This is a genomic window from Vibrio sp. 1580 (genome assembly GCF_033340055.1).
In genome coordinates this window covers 29,617-48,020 of record NZ_JAWOVT010000012.1, presented here as the reverse complement: position 1 = coordinate 48,020, position 18,404 = coordinate 29,617, and the positions used below count along the sequence as shown (strand labels likewise).

Genomic DNA, 18,404 nt, shown 5'->3' with positions numbered 1-18,404 from the left:
TTTATACAACCAATTGAGTTACAATCTCGGGCTGTGTTTTCACAGCCCGTTTTCGTATATCAGGAATACAGCTCAACAGTATGGAAATTATTCTAATTACAGCCGCTTTTTTAGCTGGTTTTATTGCGCTTAAATGCAGCCTCCCTCCCCTCGTTGGTTTTCTACTAGCTGGATTTGGCTTGCATGCATTTGGTTACCAAAGCAATGACGTTATTGTCACTCTCGCAGATCTTGGTGTTACTCTTCTTCTGTTTACTATTGGACTCAAACTCGATGTAAAAACCCTGCTGTCCAAAGAAATATGGGGAGGGGCAACCGCCCACAACATACTCTCTACCGCTTTTTTTGCCCTAGCGTTATCCGGCTTAAAACTACTGGGCTTGACTTCGCTAGCCAGTATGGACGGCAGCCAAATCCTGCTTTTAGCTTTTGCACTATCGTTCTCTAGTACCGTTTTTGCCGTAAAAGCATTGCAAGAAAAAGGCGAAATGAACGCGACCTACGGCACACTCGCGATCGGTATCTTGGTTATGCAAGATATTTTTGCCGTAGTATTCCTGACGGCTTCAACCGGAAAAGTCCCAGAATGGTATGCCATCGGTTTGTTCGCACTGCCTTTCCTTCGTCCCCTATTCTATAAGCTGCTCGATAAAGTTGGCCACGGCGAAATGCTGGTGCTATTCGGTATTTTCTTCGCGCTTGTTGTCGGTGCTGGGCTATTCGAGTTGGTCGGGATGAAACCAGACTTGGGCGCGCTAATTTTAGGCATGCTACTCGCAGGTCACCCAAAAGCCTCAGAACTATCCAAGTCATTATTCAATATGAAGGAGCTCTTTTTAGTCTGCTTCTTTTTGAACATTGGTTTATCCGCCTCATTGAGCGTGAATGGCGTCGTTCTCGCCCTGCTATTTATCTTACTGCTACCAATCAAAGGACTCTTGTACTTCGTCACTATTAATCATTTTAAGTTTCGAGTACGTACCTCTTTGCTCGCCTCTTTATCACTATTTAACTACAGTGAGTTTGGTCTTATTGTTGCTGGGTTGGCCTATAAAATGGGCTGGATGCCAAGTGATATGCTTGCTGCGATTGCGGTTGCGGTGTCGGTATCCTTTGTAATTTCCGCGCCACTTAACCGCCTTAGCCATAAAATTTATCAACATTCAGGTAAGTGGCTGCAAGAGACAGCGGTAGAAAAGCTCAATCAACGCGACCAACTCATCAACCCAGGTCATGCCCAAGTATTGATCTTAGGTATGGGGCGTATTGGAACGGGCGCTTATGATGAGCTACGTTCACGCTATGGCAAAATTTCATTGGGTATAGAAATTCGTGAAGACGCTGCACATCATCATCGTTCAGAAGGAAGAAATGTGATTTCTGGTGATGCCACCGACCCGGATTTCTGGGAGCGAATTTTAGATACAGGTCATGTAAAACTGGTTCTGCTTGCAATGCCACATCATCAAGGTAACCAAACAGCACTTGAGCAGCTTAAACGCAGAAAATATAAGGGGCAAATTGCCGCTATCGCCGAATACCCAGATCAATTGGAAGGCTTACTTGAAAATGGCGTTGACGCAGCATTCAATATTTATAGTGAAGCTGGTAGCGGTTTTGCTCGACACGTCTGTAAACAACTTCAACCTAAATTCACACCAATTAAATAAGCAACAGCACTGATATTTTTCGGAAGGCTTTCTATTGATAGAAAGCCTTTTTTGTATAGTTTTTATACCAAACCTTGATCTCATTCACCAAAACAACGGTTGAGTTAAATATTTTCCATACAACAAGGCCTTTTATCATTTTTTTAATCACAAAACGTTGCTTTTTTTATTAGTAATGGCAAATTTAAACCATACCGATTAGAAATTGTTTAGTTTAGTAAGGATGTAGTATGTGTTCAGTATTTGGCATTTTAGACATTAAAAGCGATGCAGCCGCATTGCGCCCTATCGCATTAGAGATGTCGAAAAAACTTCGTCACCGTGGCCCAGACTGGTCTGGGATTTACTCTTCAGAGCGTGCTATTTTAGCGCACGAGCGCTTGGCGATTGTTGGTCTAAATAGTGGTGCACAGCCGCTATACAGCCCTGATAAGAAGCTCATCCTTGCCGTCAATGGTGAAATCTACAACCATAAAGAAATTCGTGCTCGTTACGAAGGAAAGTACGAATTTCAAACCGATTCAGACTGTGAAGTCATTCTTGCACTTTACCAAGATATGGGTGCAGATCTCCTTGAAGAACTAAACGGTATTTTCGCTTTTGTGCTCTACGACGAAGAAAAAGATGAGTATTTAGTCGGCCGTGACCATATTGGTATTATCCCTCTTTATCAAGGTCACGATGAGCATGGTAACTACTATGTGGCATCAGAGATGAAGGCTCTTGTTCCAGTATGTAAAACAGTAAGTGAATTCCCTCCTGGTAGCTACTACAGCTCTAAAGATACTGAGCCAACACGTTACTATGTTCGTGACTGGAACGAGTACGCAGCAGTACAAGGTAACAGCACTAGCAAAGAAGAATTGACTGAAGCGCTAGAAGCGGCTGTTAAACGCCAACTAATGACTGACGTGCCTTACGGTGTACTTCTTTCAGGCGGTCTAGATTCTTCTATTACATCTGCGGTAGCAAAACGCTTTGCAGCGATGCGTATTGAAGATGATGAAAAGTCTGAAGCTTGGTGGCCTCAACTGCACTCTTTTGCTGTTGGCCTAGAAGGCGCGCCTGACCTGAAAGCAGCTCGCGAAGTTGCCGACCAAATTGGTACCGTTCACCACGAAATGACGTACACGATTCAAGAAGGTTTGGACGCGATTCGTGACGTGATTTACCACATTGAAACGTATGACGTGACGACTATCCGCGCATCAACACCTATGTTCTTAATGGGTCGTAAGATCAAAGCGATGGGTATCAAGATGGTATTGTCTGGTGAGGGCGCTGACGAAATCTTTGGTGGCTACCTTTACTTCCACAAAGCGCCAAACGCGAAAGAGTTCCACGAGGAGACAGTGCGTAAACTGCTTGCTCTGAACATGTTCGACTGTGCTCGTGCTAACAAGTCGCTGGCAGCATGGGGAGTTGAAGGACGCGTACCTTTCCTAGATAAAGAGTTCATTGATGTAGCAATGCGCTTGAACCCAGCAGACAAGATGTGTGGCAACGGTAAAATGGAGAAACACATCCTTCGTGAGTGCTTCGAGCACTACCTGCCAGAATCGATCGCATGGCGTCAAAAAGAGCAGTTCTCTGATGGCGTTGGCTACAGCTGGATCGATACGCTGAAAGAAGTAGCAGAACAGAAAGTGACAGACCAGCAGATGGAAACAGCTCAATATCGATTCCCATACAACACGCCAACGACAAAAGAAGGCTACGTGTACCGTGAAATCTTTGAAGAGTTATTCCCACTTCCATCAGCAGCAGAGTGTGTACCAGGAGGCCCTTCAGTAGCGTGTTCTTCAGCGAAGGCGATTGAATGGGATGAATCGTTCCAAAACTGTGTTGACCCATCAGGTCGTGCAGTACAGACCGTTCACAACGACTCATACTAATTCTCTACGATAAAGATAAGGGTCGGTTCGTCCAATCCTTTTAAAACAGACAGAAAATTAGATACGATCAAAAAGAGGTGCTTTTGCACCTCTTTTTATGTTTGATGGAATTAGGCTATTTTAAATCTAAATCACTATTGTCTATGCTGACAGGCACACGCTTGGTGATCATCTGAACTAGCATAATTGAGCGTTTCTCACCATCTTGTTCTTGGAAGATGGCATCTATGCCCGCAAATTGACCGCTTTTAACTCTAATTTGATCGCCTGGTTTTGGCATACATTCAGAAACGGTATTGTCATTACAACACTTTTCTAGCTGCATCAATTCGAAGACCAAGTCACCTTGAACTTCTTTCGGTTGAGCACCAAAACGCACAAAGTCAACAACACCTCGAGTAGAGCGGACTGAGGTGAAGTTTGGCCCTTGCTCATAATCAAAGTAAGCGAATACGTAACAAGGAAACAGCGGTTCCTCGACTTTTTGTCTTTTACCGCGCAAAATCTTCTCAACTTCTACAGTTGGATAAAAGCACTCTACACCTTGATTTTCAAGGTGTTGTTTCGCCCTAACCTGCTCCCCACGTTTACAATAAAGTAGATACCAACGTTTCATCTTTTTACTAGCCAATTCTATTTTGTTTTTATCCTAGCATTAAGCCAAAGTTGAGTCATTGATATTCAGTTTATCTATAAAAGTATGATTATACATCGCTCGCATTAACGACATTTTTCAGCAACTTACGATAAAGAAGTCCATAGGCAAAAATGGAAATTAAGTTTGTAACACAACCAATACACCATCATATAATCTGCAAATCCAATCAAAAACAGCCACTTAACAAACAAAAATAGTTGAATGGCAAAATTTTATTATTTGTCACTCGTTGAATTGCATTGTATACGTAGAAGTCGTTAAAAAATGTAATAACTATTATTAGAAGAGCTTATGTCAAACCAACATCAATATTTTGGTCATCCACGTGGCCTGTTCTTATTGTTCGGTACAGAACTGTGGGAACGCTTTTCTTACTACGCAATGCGTGCCATTCTCGTGCTTTACCTTACTGATACAACAATGAATGGCGGCCTTGGCTGGTCAACCAAAGACGCATTAGACCTATACGGCATATACACAGGGCTTGTGTATATCACGCCTCTTATCGGTGGTTACCTAGCAGATAACTATTTAGGTCAACGTCGCTCAATTTTGCTTGGTGGCGCGTTAATGGCCATCGGCCAGTTTACTCTTGCACTTCCTGCTGATGCTTTAGGTATTGGTTCGCTACACAGTTTCTATTTAGGTCTTGGCCTACTTATCACTGGTAACGGTCTCTTTAAGCCAAATATCTCAACCATGGTTGGCGACCTTTATCAAGAAGGTGACAACCGTCGTGACGGCGCATTCACTATCTTTTATATGGGTATCAACTTAGGTGCATTACTTGCCGGCGTCGTTTCTGGCTCTGTGACAACCTCTTACGGTTGGAAAGCTGGCTTTGTTGCCGCTGGTGTGGGTATGCTGGTTAGCCTAGTGATGCAAATGGTACTGGCTCAATCATGGCTTGGTGATATTGGTCGCGAACCAGCGGCGAAACGAGATCTAAACAACAAAAACGCCACCACGAAGCAGCCACTCACCAAAGAAGAAGTGAATCGACTAAAAGTAATTCTGGTCATGAGCTTATTCACTATTGTCTTCTGGGCAGGCTTTGAACAAGCTGGTGGTCTGATGAACATCTACACTCAACAATATACTGATCGCATGATTGGTGGTTTCGAAGTTCCTGCTGCGTGGTTCCAATCACTAAACCCATTTTTCATTATTACTCTAGCGCCAGTTCTGGCTGTCCTTTGGGTAAAATTGGGTAAACGTGAACCTACTTCGCCAGTGAAATTTGCGATGGCACTATTTTTCTTGGCGATTGGTTTCCTTTGTATGGTTGGCGCAGTGCTAGAACAAGGTGGAGATACAACAGTAAAAACATCGATGTTATGGTTGGTCGGCGCTTTCTTCTTCCACACATTAGGCGAGCTGTGTTTATCACCAATTGGTCTTTCATTGGTGACTAAATTAGCACCGCTTCGCTTAGCTTCACTTATGATGGGTGCATGGTTTGGCTGTAATGCGATTGCTAACTATGTTGCGGGCTATGTGGGCTCTCACGTAGGCGAGTTAGGCGCTATGGCTATCTTTAGTGGTATTGCGGTCAGCGCAACCGTAAGTGGCGTAATTTTGCTCCTATTCTCTAATACACTCGTTCGCTGGATGCATGGCGCTGAAAATACGCACAGCACGGCAGAGCAAGTAGAAGAGCAGCAAGTACAAGTTGCTTGATCGCTCAACTAAACGTAGAAAGGGTCGCTATTGCGACCCTTTTTTGTATCTAAAGTTTAGATTGAACTAACTCAACCATCATCTCGATATGAAGTTCACTATCGTTCAAACAAGGGATGTAGGTAAAGTTTTCGCCACCAGCTTCAAGGAAAATCTCTTTACACTCTTCCGAGATCTCTTCCAACGTCTCTAAACAATCTGACGAAAATGCGGGGGTCACAACATTAATATTTTTCACACCCTTTGCAGGAAGTGCCTCTAGGGTCTTATCGGTATAAGGTTGAAGCCACTCTTCTCTCCCAAATCGGGACTGATACGTCATGCCAATTTGTTGTTCGCTTAAACCTAACGCTTCCCCAAGCAAGCGAGTCGTCTCTTCACAATGCTGTGGGTAAACATCACCATTGTCAGCATAGCGTTTTGGAATACCATGATAAGAACACAGCAGGTAATCTCCCTGACCATTCTTTTGCCAATGTTCACGAACTGAATGCGCTAACGCTTCAATATATTTCGGGTGATTGTAATAATCACGAATAAAGCTAAAGCTTGGCATCACAGGCAGGTTTTTAAATGCTTTAGTGATTCCGTCAGAAACCGCTGCCGTTGTTGTGCCCGAGTATTGCGGATACAAAGGTAAAACAATGACTTCATCAACGCCTTGCGCCAATAGGGCTTCAAAGCCTGATTGTAAACCTGGGTTACCATACGTCATACCAAGCTCTACAGGTATATCAAGCTTTTGTGCCAACTTTTCCGTTTGGCGTTTAGAGTACACCATCAACGGCGAGCCCTCTTCCATCCATACTGATTGATAGAGTTTGGCAACTTTAGGAGCTCGGATAGGAAGGATAACGCCGTGCAATAGTGGACACCAAAGCCATCGAGTCATGTCTACCACTCGGTGATCATGAAGAAACTGACTTAAAAAGCGCTTTACGGCAGGAGCGGTTGGTGCGTCAGGAGTTCCCAGGTTAACTAGGAGTACACCCTGTTTATTATTCTCTTTCATAACATCCTATTCATGGTAAACGGCTTGGTTCATATATTTAAGTAACCTCGAAGTAACGAATAGCCGAGCTGAGGTTAATTAGATATATGTTTACGAGTAAACTAAAAAAGCGACCACTTGGGCCGCTTTCAATATATCAAAATATTAAATTTTTGACTTCAGCAAATTAAGATAGTGCTTTCTCGATATCCGCACTAACTTCAGCTACTTGCTTAGTACCATCAAACTTAAGGTACTTAGTCTTGCCTGCTTCAGCTTCTTTGCCGTAGTAGTTGATTAGCGGTGCAGTTTGCTCGTGGTAAACACCTAGACGAGCACGTACTGTTTCTTCTTTGTCGTCATCACGAACAACAAGATCTTCACCAGTTACATCATCTTTACCTTCCACTTTAGGCGGGTTGTAAACCACGTGGTAAGTACGACCAGAAGGAAGGTGAGCACGACGACCAGCCATACGCTCAACAATCACATCGTCTGCAACGTCAAATTCGATAACGTAGTCTACGTCTACGCCCATTTCTTTTAGGCCGTCAGCTTGAGGGATAGTACGTGGGAAACCATCTAGTAGGAAACCGTTTGCACAGTCTTCTTGAGCGATACGCTCTTTGATAAGACCAAGGATGATTTCATCAGAAACTAGCTGACCAGCGTCAATAACAGCTTTAGCTTGTTTACCAAGCTCTGTACCTGCTTTGATAGCAGCACGAAGCATATCACCAGTAGAGATTTGTGGAATACCGTATTTTTCCATGATGAAGTTTGCTTGTGTGCCTTTACCTGCACCTGGAGCACCTAGAAGAATGATGCGCATGATTTATCCTCTTTAATATTTAAGATTTATACCGAAGCTCACAATAGCTGACCTCTTAGACATCAAACCTGAGAAGCACCTGCAACGATAAGTTTCGGTATAACGTATATAGGCGAGCAAAAATACACGCCTTATTACTCACATTCAAGTCGCAGATTCTATCACAGGTTCTCTGAGCAAAGAGTGTATTAAGACTAAAGAATGTTAACAGTACCCTCTTTCACGCCCTATTGATTATTAACTCAGCACTTGAGATGCAAAATTTTGCGACAACAAACAAAAAGCTCGCGAAATGCGAGCTTTTTGATTTGCAGAGGTTATTACACCTTAGTCAAAAGTTGATTAACGGCTCCTAAGAACTCTGTTGGATCCTCAATAGAGCCTCGCTCCGCTAGCATTGCCTGACCAAGCAGAACTTCAACCCAGCGACCAAACGCTTCTTCATCGGCTTCGTCAGCCATACGCTTAACCAATTTGTGCTCAGGGTTTAGCTCAAAGATGTATTTCACTTCCGGCACAGCTTGACCAGCTGCCGCAAGAAGCTTCGCCATTTGAGTGCCCATTTCGTAATCGTCCGTTACCACAACAGCAGGCGTAGATGCGAGTTTGAAGGTCGTACGAACTTCTTTCACACGATCGCCTAGGTAAGACTTCGTGCGCTCTACAACCGACTTGAACTCTTCTTCGGTTTCTTTTTGCTTCTCTTTTTCTGCTTCATCTTCAAACTGACTTAGATCAAGCCCAGCTTTAGTGATTGACTGGAACTGTTTACCATCAAACTCAGTTAAGTAGTTCATCAGCCACTCATCAATGCGGTCGTACATCAAGATAACTTCAATGCCTTTCGCTTTGAACTGTTCTAAGTGAGGGCTGTTTTTCGCAGCTGCATAGCTGTCTGCCGTCAAGTAGTAGATCTTATCTTGACCTTCTTTCATGCGCTCAACGTAAGACGCCAAGCCCACAGTTTGCTCAGAAGAGTCCACTTCAGTTGAAGCAAAGCGCAATAAACCTGCAACTTTCTCTTTGTTTGCAAAGTCCTCCGCAGGGCCCTCTTTCATCACAAGACCAAACTCTTTCCAGAATGATTGGTATTTCTCTTCGTCATTCTTGGCCATACGCTCGAGCATCGTTAGCACGCGCTTAGTACAAGCATTACGTAGAGACTGAGTCACTTTATTGTCTTGTAAGATCTCACGCGATACGTTTAGCGGTAAATCGTTTGAGTCTATTAAACCACGTACGAAGCGTAAGTATGACGGCATAAATTGCTCTGCATCGTCCATAATGAATACGCGCTGTACGTACAGTTTCAAACCTGATTTGTGGTCGCGGTTCATCATATCCCAAGGTGCTTTCGATGGGATGTATAGTAAGCTCGTGTAGTCGTTTTTACCTTCTACACGGTTATGACTCCAGACCAAGGGATCGGCAAAGTCACGTGATACGTGCTTGTAGAACTCTTGATACTCTTCTTCTGAAATATCAGATTTGTTACGCGTCCACAGTGCTTGGGCTTTGTTGATTTGCTCCCACTTTTTCTCATCTGTTTCCTTGCCTTCGTCATCACGAACGACAGTTTGGATTGAAACAGGAATGCCGATGTGATCAGAGTACTTACTGATAACGTCACGTAGACGCCACTCATTCAAAAACTCTTTACCCTCTTCACGCATATGAAGAATGATGTCGGTACCACGTGACTCTTTGGTAATGTTTTCGATGGTGTACTCACCTTCACCCGCTGAGTGCCATTGTACCGCTTCATAAGCGGCTAGACCCGCAGCGCGAGTGCGCACGGTAACGGCGTCAGCAACGATAAATGCCGAGTAGAAACCAACACCAAACTGACCAATAAGCTGAGAGTCTTTGCTCTGCTCTTCAGATAGCTTTGAGAAAAACTCGGCTGTTCCAGATTTTGCGATTGTTCCTAAGTGCTCAATCACATCATCACGGCTCATACCGATACCGTTATCAGAAATGGTTAAGGTATTTGCGCTTTCATCAAACGACAGTTTCACGCAAAGATCTGCATTACCTTCGTATAGATCTGGGTTAGATAACGCCTGAAAGCGCAGTTTGTCTGATGCATCTGATGCGTTAGAGATCAGCTCGCGCAAAAAGATCTCTTTATTTGAATAAAGAGAATGGATCATTAAATGCAGTAGTTGTTTTACTTCTGATTGAAAACCACGAGTTTCTTTATTTTGAGATACGGTTTCGCTCATGTGTGCTCCATAACATCTAAACTAATTGGCTTTTTCATAGGGACAAGTTTGTGACTTTCCCCTTGAAATCACCTTACCGAGATGTCATTTAACATGTGGCTGACAAATGTAAATTCAAGGTCAATATTGCTAAAAACGGTGTTTTTTTAGAAAATTTTAATTATCCTACCCGTCTAAAAGCATCTAAAATGTCGTGCGCACTCCAAGCGCCCCGGTAATTTTGTGACATAAATCACCATAATTACAACATCATCCATCTAAGAAGAACTAAATGACTAACATTGGCACCAAATTTCTACTTGCTCAAAGGTTCACCTTTGATCCAAATAGTAATTCGCTCGCTGACCAACAAAACGGCAACGACGTTGTACGATTAGGAAGCAACGAAAGCCGTATACTTCTGATGTTGGCAGAGAGACCAAACGAAGTTTTAACCCGTAACGAGCTTCACGAGTTTGTTTGGCGTGAGCAAGGTTTTGAGGTGGATGACTCAAGCCTGACTCAAGCGATTTCTACTCTGCGTAAGATGTTGAAGGATTCAACAAAATCTCCAGAGTTTGTTAAAACGGTACCTAAACGTGGCTACCAACTCATTTGTTCAGTGGAACGCTTGAGCCCATTTTCTACTGACTCTAACACTGACGTTGAAGAAAGCGCTTCTGAACACGAAGCGCCAGCAGTGGAGTTAGAAGCGAGCGATACACCACCAACAGAGATAGTGACCGATACTACTGCTGATCTTGAGCCTCAAGTAGAGCCGACTAAAACTCAGCCGAAGCCAGCATCTAACACGATTAACTGGCTACCGCGTGTCATTATCTTTTTATCTCTGCTGCTTCCTGTTTGCGTATTGTTATTCACGAACCCAGCGGAATCCCAATTCCGTCAGATTGGTGAGTATCAAAATGTACCGGTGATGACACCTGTAAATCACCCTCAAATCAACAACTGGTTGCCCTCAATAGAGCAATGCATTGAGCGCTACGTGAAGCACCATGCAGAAGACTCGTTGCCAGTGGAAGTGATTGCCACTGGCGGACAAAATAACCAGCTGATTCTGAACTACATTCATGACAGTAACCACTCTTACGAGAACGTAACACTGCGTATTTTCGCAGGTCAAAACGATCCAACAGACATCTGCAAATAAAGGAGGCCAATATGAAGATTAAATTAGCATCTGCGGTTTTGGCCGTATCCGTTCTTTTCAGTAGTTGGTTGTATTGGGGAAGTGACCTAAAAGTGGAACAGCTCCTCACAGCAAACGAATGGCAGTCGACCATGGTGACAGTCATTACAGACAGCTTGCCTGACGATACTGTCGGCCCACTACGCCGAGTTAATGTTGAATCAAACGTGAAATATCTCCCTAATGGTGACTATATTCGCGTAGCAAATATAAAACTATTCGCTCAAGGTTCAACCGCAGAATCAACGATAAATATCTCGGAAAAAGGCCGCTGGGAAGTAAGTGACAACTATTTGTTGGTCTCGCCTTCGGAGTTTAAAGATATTTCATCTTCTCAATCAAAAGACTTTTCCGAAGCACAGCTACGTTTGATTACTCAAATTTTTAAGCTAGATGCGGAGCAAAGTCGTCGTATTGACGTCGTGAACGAAAAAACACTATTGCTCACTAGCTTGAACCACGGTTCTTCGGTACTGTTTAAAAACTAATTTTGATTGGATGATAAGGGGGCAAGACGCCCCCTTTGTTTTGCTTATGGATTGGCTAGATACCCTTACCCTTTTTTTCGGTTCACTAATCGCCAACACGCTGGCTTCACTTTCTGGTGGCGGAGCAGGCTTGCTTCAATTCCCTTTACTCATCTTTCTCGGCTTACCGTTCTCCGTTGCGCTAGGCACACATAAGGTGGCTTCGGTTGCTTTAGGCTTAGGCGCAGCAAGCACGCATTTAAGATCAGGCACTATTAAATGGAAAGTCGCGCTCTACCTTATCTTGTCCGGTAGTATTGGCGTGATTTTAGGGGCTAACTTAATTGTACAGATCCCTGATGGTATCGCGGAAAAGATGCTCGGCACGATGATCCTAGCGCTAGGTATCTACTCGCGATTTAAGACATCGCTAGGCCAAGCTGAAGTAATACGTAACCGTCATCCTATCGGTTGGGTTATTGGTGGAATTGGCTTACTGTTTATCGGCATCATTAACGGATCTCTTACCGCAGGTTCTGGTTTGCTCGTGACACTATTTTTGGTGCGCTGGTTTGGTTACGACTACAAACAAGCCGTTGCTTACACCATGATTTGTGTCGGCCTGTTTTGGAATGGCATTGGAGGCATTGCCGTCGTACAGGCAGGGGCGCCTATTCACTGGGCTTGGTTACCTGTTTTATTGTTTAGCTCTTTTCTAGGCGGCAGTTTAGGCGCATGGGCCGCGACTCGATACAGTAACAGAGTGATTAAAGTTGCATTCGAAATTCTCACGTTTGCGGTGGGCATCAAGTTGCTGGTTTAAAAAGATTAAAAGGAAAGTTTCATGGATAAAGCAATCATTGATATTTATTACTGCCGCCAGTGCAACTGGATGTTGCGTTCAACTTGGCTATCGCAAGAATTACTGCATACTTTTAGCGAAGAAATAGAAACAATCAGCTTACACCCGGACACAGGTGGTCGCTTCGAAATTTTCTGTAATGGCCAGCAAATTTGGGAACGGAAAAAAGACAGCGGCTTTCCTGAAGCCAAGGTGCTAAAACAGCGCGTTAGAGACATTATCGACCCAGAACGCGATTTAGGACATTCAGACACAAAATAGGGAGCAATTCGCTCCCTATTTTTTTACTTAGTAAAACCGTTAAATCATGGTTTGTGCTAATACTTCGCCTTCTGGCGTTTTTACCGTTAGCTTATTGTCTTCTAGAGTACCAAAGCTTCTCGGTAAGCCATTACGTGGGAATGTCATCGAGCCTGGGTTGAATATAATGGCTCCATCTTGCATCTCTGCGACGGGAACATGTGTATGCCCGTGGGCGATGATATCACCTTCGCGCAGTGGCGGCCGTTTTTCAGAGTTGTACAAGTGACCATGAGTCAAAAAGATTCTCTTGCCAGATTCAAGTAGCACCCATGAGTAATCCATCATCATTGGAAACTTCAATAGCATTTGGTCCACTTCACTATCACAGTTGCCACGTACAGAAATAATTTGATCACTGTATTGGTTCAATAAGTCTGCTACCTGTGGAGGGTTGTAGCCTTCCGGAATAGGGTTTCGCGGCCCATGGTTTAGCGTATCTCCTAGCAAAATCATGTGGTGCGCACCAGAGGCCAGAAATAGCTCAATGGTTTCTTTAGTTGCTGGCAAAGAGCCATGCAGGTCTGAGGCAAAAAATAGTTTCACGACATTGTCTCCTCAAAAAGTATGAGGTCATTCTACGGCATTTTTTTAGCAGCTCAACCTACGACGGTTTGAATACTACTGATAGCGCAATGATTCAATGACCATAGGCAAAACATAGAACCATGCTGCATACGCTGTTCCAACCAACACCAGTATCCAAAACACCATCGACATAAATTTTGATTTGGCTAGATGGTGCTGCGGATCGGGCTCTCCGCATCCTGGACATGCATGAGCGCGTTTTGAGATTTGTTTCTCACACACGGGGCAAGAGACTAAAGGCATGATACAGATTCCTCGACATTAGGCTTAGGGCGCAAAGAATAATGGTGAATTAACACATATGCAACCTAACATATATTAAATATTTTAGTTCTTTGTAACAGTCGCTGACTTGAGAAAAAATTCGTTGATTTTTCATTTATATCAACCTATTACACTTCTTCTCGCACCATACCATTGATGACAATATTGTTATAACTCACCATCCCAATGACCTCGCCACTTTCAATGACCGGCGCTCTGCTTATGCCAAATCGCTCAAACAAACGTGCACAATATTTTACGTTCATATCTGGTTCGACACACAAAGCGGGCTTGGTCATGATTTCATAAATATTTGTGCGCTGAGGAGAACGATTATTCGCCAGCACCTTTTTGGCGATATCATTCATCAACACGATGCCATATTCATCATTATCATCTCGCTTTTTCACCACCAGCGCTTTGACTTGGTATTTTTTCGCTAGCGTTATGCCTTCGTATACGGTCATCAGTCCATCAACCATTACATACGTTGCCGCCATAACATCTCGAACTCTAATTATCGTTTGATCACTCATAATTCATCCTCGACTACTTTGGTCAATGTCTCGACTTGATGCGCGACACCGACTGCATCTTCAATATCGATCTGAACAGCAATCCCCTGTCCCGACTCTCTGTCAAATTCACCAACCTCATTAATGGTCTCTAATATGTGTCGAGATAGATGTTCCTCGACCACAAACAGCAGCACATCTTTTTGCACTTCTAGCGTTAAACCAAAAAACGTTCGCTTTTGATTTAAACCTTGCCCGCGAGCATTGTTAATCACTGTTGCACCGGTCGCACCAGCATCGCGTGCAGCGTCCAACACCTTGTCTGTTTTGCTGTCTTCAACAAACGCAAGTATCAATTTAAAGCGCATTTTCTTCTTCCTCCGAGACGTTTTTATTCAGCCACTGGGTTATTTGCGCATAGCCCATCACAGAGATCATAGGAAATAGACTGGCAAACGCGATCAAGCCAAAGCCATCAATCATTGGGTTTCTTCCAGGGACGGTCGAAGCAAGCCCTAACCCTAATGCAGTTACAAGTGGGACAGTGACGGTAGAAGTTGTTACGCCTCCAGAATCGTAGGCGAGTGGAACAATAAGCTTAGGAGCGTAAAACGTTTGAATCACAACGACGATGTAACCCGCGATGATGTAATAATGAATGGGATCGCCCACGACAATCCGGTAACTCCCTAATGCAATACCAATTGCCACCCCAAACGCAACGGCTACGCGCAAGCCGTTAATACTGATACTGCCTCCAGAGACTTGGTTTGCTTTTATCGCTACAGCGATTAAAGAAGGCTCTGCAATCGTGGTACTAAAGCCTATAAAAAAGGCGAAGGTGTAAACCCAATAATAGTCGACCCACATTAAGGCTTTCCCTACCGATACTTTGAACTCTTGTAAAAACTCCGGCGCCGTTAATTGCACAGCCATCGTCTCCCCAAGTGGAAACAACGCCATTTCTAATCCAAGTAAAAAAAGAGCTAACCCGAAAATCACATAAACGAACCCAAGCAAAACTTTCTTAAGGTTGCTAACAGGACGCCTTAACACCGCTAACTGAAAACCAAAAATAATGCTGGCGATGGGAACGACGTCTCGAACGGTCGATAACAAAGTGTCTAGGAAATGATCAATTGAAATCATGTTACGACCATTCCGTAAACCATCACAAACATCATCGGTAACAGCGAGGCAAAAGCGATTAAACCAAAGCCATCCACCATAGGGTTACGCCCTTTAATAGAAGACGCTAAACCGACACCCAGTGCAGTGACCAAAGGTACTGTTATGGTGGACGTGGTTACACCTCCGGAATCGTAAGCAACGCCAATAATGGCTTCAGGTGCAAACCACGTCAGTATTACAACGCCGACGTAGCCACCAATGATCATGTAATGAATCGGCCACCCTTTTAAGATACGCAAAACGCCGATAACGATGGCTATCCCCACAGAGAGAGCTACTGTTACTCGAAGTCCTTCTCCGTAATCCTGCATGGACTGCTCTGAGTTAGCGATCATTCCGCCCTCTGCCGCAACTTCTGAGGCTTCTTCCGCTACCGCGGTTAATGCAGGTTCAGCTATCGTGGTGCCAAACCCCAAACAAAACGCAAAGACTAATAACCAAAACACGCTGCCTTTTTTTGCAAAGGCTTGAGCCATACTCTCTCCGATAGGAAAAAGACCAAGTTCTAGGCCAAAGATAAAAAAGGTTAATCCTAAAACGACAAGCAACAAGCCAAAAAGAATGGAGACCAGGTTGGGCAGCGGCTCTTGCAAAACGACTAATTGGAAAAAAGTGATAACAATGATGATGGGTAATAAGTCACGAGCACTATTGAGGAGCGCTCGAAAAAGCGCAACAAATGCTTCCATGCCTATCCTCCTTGATTGTGCAAACTGATTACGCTCGTTCCAATGAGCGATAACTTCTAGTCTGGCATAGATTTCACTCTTCTACCGTGAATGCACTAGCGCCATCTATAACATTTAGTTACATATTTTCTAATATGTGAAGTTAATAGTATCTCTGCCAGCTTGTCACTATCCCAGAAATAATGGTGTTGAGATGATCAAGCTAAGCACAAAACGACTATAATGTTCTAATACGTGTACATTCAAAGAGATAACATGAAGATATTACTCACAGGTGGCACTGGGTTTATTGGCTCGGAGTTGCTCAAGCTGCTATCAACTCACCAAGTTATGCTACTTACACGCTCTCCAGAGCGAGCAAAACAACGCCTACAGCATGCTGATCTGGGTAATATCGAATACCTTGACTCGCTCGAGTCGTTCGCCGATCTCAATCACGTTGATGCCGTCATTAATCTTGCAGGTGAGCCTATTGCGGATAAAAGGTGGACCAGCGAGCAAAAAGAAAAAATCTGCAAAAGTCGTTGGAAAATTACCGAACAAATTGTTGAGCTGATCCACGCAAGTACCGAACCTCCCTCTGTTTTTATTAGTGGCTCGGCAGTTGGCTACTATGGTGATCAACAAGACCATCCGTTTGATGAGTGCTTACATGTTAATAGCGACGACTTTCCTCACGAGGTTTGTGCAAAGTGGGAGCAAATAGCCAAGCGCGCAGAGTCGGAGCAAACTCGGGTTTGTCTAATGAGAACTGGCGTGGTACTCGGCCTTAATGGTGGTGCGTTGGCAAAGATGCTATTACCTTACAAGCTTGGCGTAGGCGGCCCACTTGGGAACGGTAATCAGTACATGCCTTGGATTCACATCCTAGATATGGTCCGCGCCATCATGTACTTGCTTGAAACACCACATGCCCACGGTGCATTCAATATGTGCGCCCCCCATCCTGTGACTAATCGTATATTCAGCGGCACACTAGCTAAAACGCTAAAACGTCCGCATATCTTGTTCACGCCTAAATGGGCGATGGAACTCCTAATGGGAGAATCTTCCTGCTTATTGTTTGATAGCATGAGAGCCAAACCCAAAAAACTCACCGAACTGGGCTTTAAATTTAGCTACTCCAGAATAGAGCCAGCACTCAAGCACTTGCTTCATGACCGGAGCTGATGAATGATGGCTCCAATCAATGCTTCTGAGTCTTAAATTAAATTATGAAAAAGTCGATTCTTATTACGGGTTGTTCAACCGGCATCGGTTACGTGTGTGCTCACGCCCTACAAAACAAGGGATTTAATGTCATTGCATCTTGCAGGAAAGAACAAGATGTCCAGCGCCTAATTAATGAAGGGCTAACCTGCATCAATCTAGACCTAAATAGCCCAGAAAGCATTTCTTCGGGCGTGATGCAAGCGCTAGAATTAGCAGAAGGTAAGCTTTACGCAGTGTTCAATAATGGTGCCTATGGTCAGCCCGGAGCACTGGAAGACTTACCCACCGAGGCTCTTCAAGATCAATTTCAGACCAACTTTTTTGGTTGGCACCAGTTGGTCAGAGAGGTGCTTCCTCATATGCGCCAGCAAGGCGAAGGACGCATCATACAAAACAGCTCTGTTCTTGGTTTTGCCGCAATGAAATACCGTGGTGCCTATAATGCATCAAAATTTGCCTTAGAAGGCTGGACAGATACGCTCAGGCTAGAGCTTGCGGATACGAATATCAAAGTGGCATTGATAGAACCAGGACCGATCGAAACTCAATTTAGAAACAATGCATTACGAGCCTTTGAGAAGTGGGTTGATATTGAATCTAGCCCCCATCGTCATGCTTATGAAGGACAAAGAGAGCGACTCAACAACGACAAGTCTAATAATCGATTTGTTTTGCCTGCAGAGTCTTGCATCGCACCAGTTCTTCATGCATTAACTAGCGTTTCACCGAAAATTCGTTATCGAATTACTACACCGACTAAATTATTCGCAGTCTTGAAAAGACTATTACCAACCCGTGTACTTGATAAAATTTTGCGACAGGCTGCATAAAAAAGTTTTGTCGAAATGTAATTTCACCGTAACAATGTGATGTCATTATGAACATGTAGGTTAAAAAAACCTCAACTAAACGAATCAATTTCTACGCAATTCAGCGGGGATTCTTTCGCCCAAAGTGATTGAGTTGCTTAGATTTGGTATCGCCACCCATTACGTTTTGTAGCAATGTTTATACTACTGCGAGGCAACAATGACATTAAATCAGCTTAACTGGCTTAGTGTGGGTGTAGTGTTGACCATGTTCATCCTATTTTGATACCGCACTAACAAATAGCATTAGAATTGCGCTGCTTCGGCAGCGTTTTCTTTTTATCTAACACCTGAGCAGCAATAACCT

The 18,404-nt window shown here is 43.8% G+C and carries 19 protein-coding genes; 9 read left to right on the top strand and 10 right to left on the bottom strand.

Features of this window, described 5'->3' with window-relative positions; translation table 11 throughout:
• Nucleotides 1-80: 80 nt before the first annotated feature.
• Nucleotides 81-1,670, top strand: coding sequence for a cation:proton antiporter family protein (locus R7093_RS18180; protein ID WP_005384981.1), 1,590 nt, complete (start codon nt 81-83; stop codon nt 1,668-1,670).
• Between the two features lie 230 nt (nt 1,671-1,900).
• A complete protein-coding gene (gene asnB / locus R7093_RS18175) occupies nt 1,901-3,565 on the top strand; it encodes an asparagine synthase B (RefSeq protein WP_005384979.1) in 1,665 nt (554 codons plus the stop codon).
• Between the two features lie 115 nt (nt 3,566-3,680).
• On the opposite strand, the gene rfaH is transcribed toward asnB, so the two are convergent.
• Nucleotides 3,681-4,181, bottom strand: coding sequence for a transcription/translation regulatory transformer protein RfaH (gene rfaH, locus R7093_RS18170; protein ID WP_005382098.1), 501 nt, complete (start codon nt 4,179-4,181; stop codon nt 3,681-3,683).
• A 333-nt stretch (nt 4,182-4,514) separates the two neighbouring features.
• Between rfaH and R7093_RS18165 the strand changes: the two genes are divergently transcribed.
• Nucleotides 4,515-5,903: a peptide MFS transporter gene (locus tag R7093_RS18165; RefSeq protein ID WP_005382097.1), complete on the top strand. Its 1,389-nt coding sequence runs from the start codon at nt 4,515-4,517 to the stop codon at nt 5,901-5,903.
• Nucleotides 5,904-5,952: 49 nt separating this feature from the next.
• Here the strand turns inward: R7093_RS18165 and hemH are convergent, their stop codons facing one another.
• From hemH to htpG, 3 genes are all read right to left on the bottom strand, one after another.
• Complete coding sequence (gene hemH, locus R7093_RS18160; protein ID WP_054575221.1) at nt 5,953-6,915, bottom strand: ferrochelatase; 963 nt, start codon at nt 6,913-6,915, stop codon at nt 5,953-5,955.
• 166 nt (nt 6,916-7,081) lie between these two features.
• Entirely contained in the window at nt 7,082-7,726 is a 645-nt protein-coding gene (adk, locus tag R7093_RS18155; protein ID WP_005382094.1) for an adenylate kinase, read from the bottom strand.
• Between the two features lie 320 nt (nt 7,727-8,046).
• Nucleotides 8,047-9,951, bottom strand: coding sequence for a molecular chaperone HtpG (gene htpG / locus R7093_RS18150; RefSeq protein ID WP_318146769.1), 1,905 nt, complete (start codon nt 9,949-9,951; stop codon nt 8,047-8,049).
• 271 nt (nt 9,952-10,222) lie between these two features.
• On the opposite strand from htpG, the gene R7093_RS18145 reads away from it, so the two are divergent.
• The 4 genes from R7093_RS18145 to R7093_RS18130 are packed head-to-tail and all read left to right on the top strand — an operon-like array spanning nt 10,223 to nt 12,730.
• Nucleotides 10,223-11,101, top strand: a complete 879-nt coding sequence (locus R7093_RS18145) for a transcriptional regulator (RefSeq protein ID WP_017634819.1) — start codon at nt 10,223-10,225, stop codon at nt 11,099-11,101.
• An 11-nt stretch (nt 11,102-11,112) separates the two neighbouring features.
• Nucleotides 11,113-11,628 carry a transmembrane regulator ToxS gene (toxS, locus tag R7093_RS18140; RefSeq protein WP_005382091.1) on the top strand — a complete coding sequence of 172 codons (516 nt, stop codon included), beginning with the start codon at nt 11,113-11,115 and terminating at the stop codon, nt 11,626-11,628.
• 46 nt (nt 11,629-11,674) lie between these two features.
• Entirely contained in the window at nt 11,675-12,430 is a 756-nt protein-coding gene (locus tag R7093_RS18135) for a sulfite exporter TauE/SafE family protein (RefSeq protein WP_176310838.1), read from the top strand.
• 21 nt (nt 12,431-12,451) lie between these two features.
• The gene (locus R7093_RS18130; RefSeq protein WP_005382088.1) at nt 12,452-12,730 is read left to right on the top strand and encodes a SelT/SelW/SelH family protein; all 279 of its coding nucleotides are present in this window, start codon (nt 12,452-12,454) and stop codon (nt 12,728-12,730) included.
• 39 nt (nt 12,731-12,769) lie between these two features.
• Here the strand turns inward: R7093_RS18130 and yfcE are convergent, their stop codons facing one another.
• From yfcE to R7093_RS18100, 6 genes are all read right to left on the bottom strand, one after another.
• Nucleotides 12,770-13,315 carry a phosphodiesterase gene (gene yfcE, locus R7093_RS18125; RefSeq protein ID WP_138939153.1) on the bottom strand — a complete coding sequence of 182 codons (546 nt, stop codon included), beginning with the start codon at nt 13,313-13,315 and terminating at the stop codon, nt 12,770-12,772.
• Between the two features lie 75 nt (nt 13,316-13,390).
• Nucleotides 13,391-13,600 (bottom strand): hypothetical protein, encoded by a 210-nt coding sequence (locus R7093_RS18120; RefSeq protein ID WP_318146768.1) that lies wholly within the window; start codon nt 13,598-13,600, stop codon nt 13,391-13,393.
• A gap of 149 nt (nt 13,601-13,749) precedes the next feature.
• A complete protein-coding gene (locus tag R7093_RS18115; protein ID WP_005382085.1) occupies nt 13,750-14,157 on the bottom strand; it encodes a CBS domain-containing protein in 408 nt (135 codons plus the stop codon).
• Entirely contained in the window at nt 14,154-14,504 is a 351-nt protein-coding gene (locus R7093_RS18110) for a P-II family nitrogen regulator (RefSeq protein WP_054578025.1), read from the bottom strand. The genes R7093_RS18115 and R7093_RS18110 overlap by 4 nt, the downstream gene beginning before the upstream one ends.
• Nucleotides 14,494-15,285, bottom strand: a complete 792-nt coding sequence (locus R7093_RS18105; protein ID WP_005382078.1) for a DUF1538 domain-containing protein — start codon at nt 15,283-15,285, stop codon at nt 14,494-14,496. The genes R7093_RS18110 and R7093_RS18105 overlap by 11 nt, the downstream gene beginning before the upstream one ends.
• Entirely contained in the window at nt 15,282-16,016 is a 735-nt protein-coding gene (locus tag R7093_RS18100; RefSeq protein ID WP_005382077.1) for a DUF1538 domain-containing protein, read from the bottom strand. Before R7093_RS18100 ends, R7093_RS18105 begins: the two co-directional genes overlap by 4 nt.
• 255 nt (nt 16,017-16,271) lie before the next feature.
• Between R7093_RS18100 and R7093_RS18095 the strand changes: the two genes are divergently transcribed.
• A complete protein-coding gene (locus R7093_RS18095) occupies nt 16,272-17,186 on the top strand; it encodes a TIGR01777 family oxidoreductase (protein ID WP_047102894.1) in 915 nt (304 codons plus the stop codon).
• 44 nt (nt 17,187-17,230) lie between these two features.
• Nucleotides 17,231-18,058, top strand: a complete 828-nt coding sequence (locus R7093_RS18090; protein ID WP_047102895.1) for an SDR family oxidoreductase — start codon at nt 17,231-17,233, stop codon at nt 18,056-18,058.
• Nucleotides 18,059-18,404 lie beyond the last annotated feature (346 nt).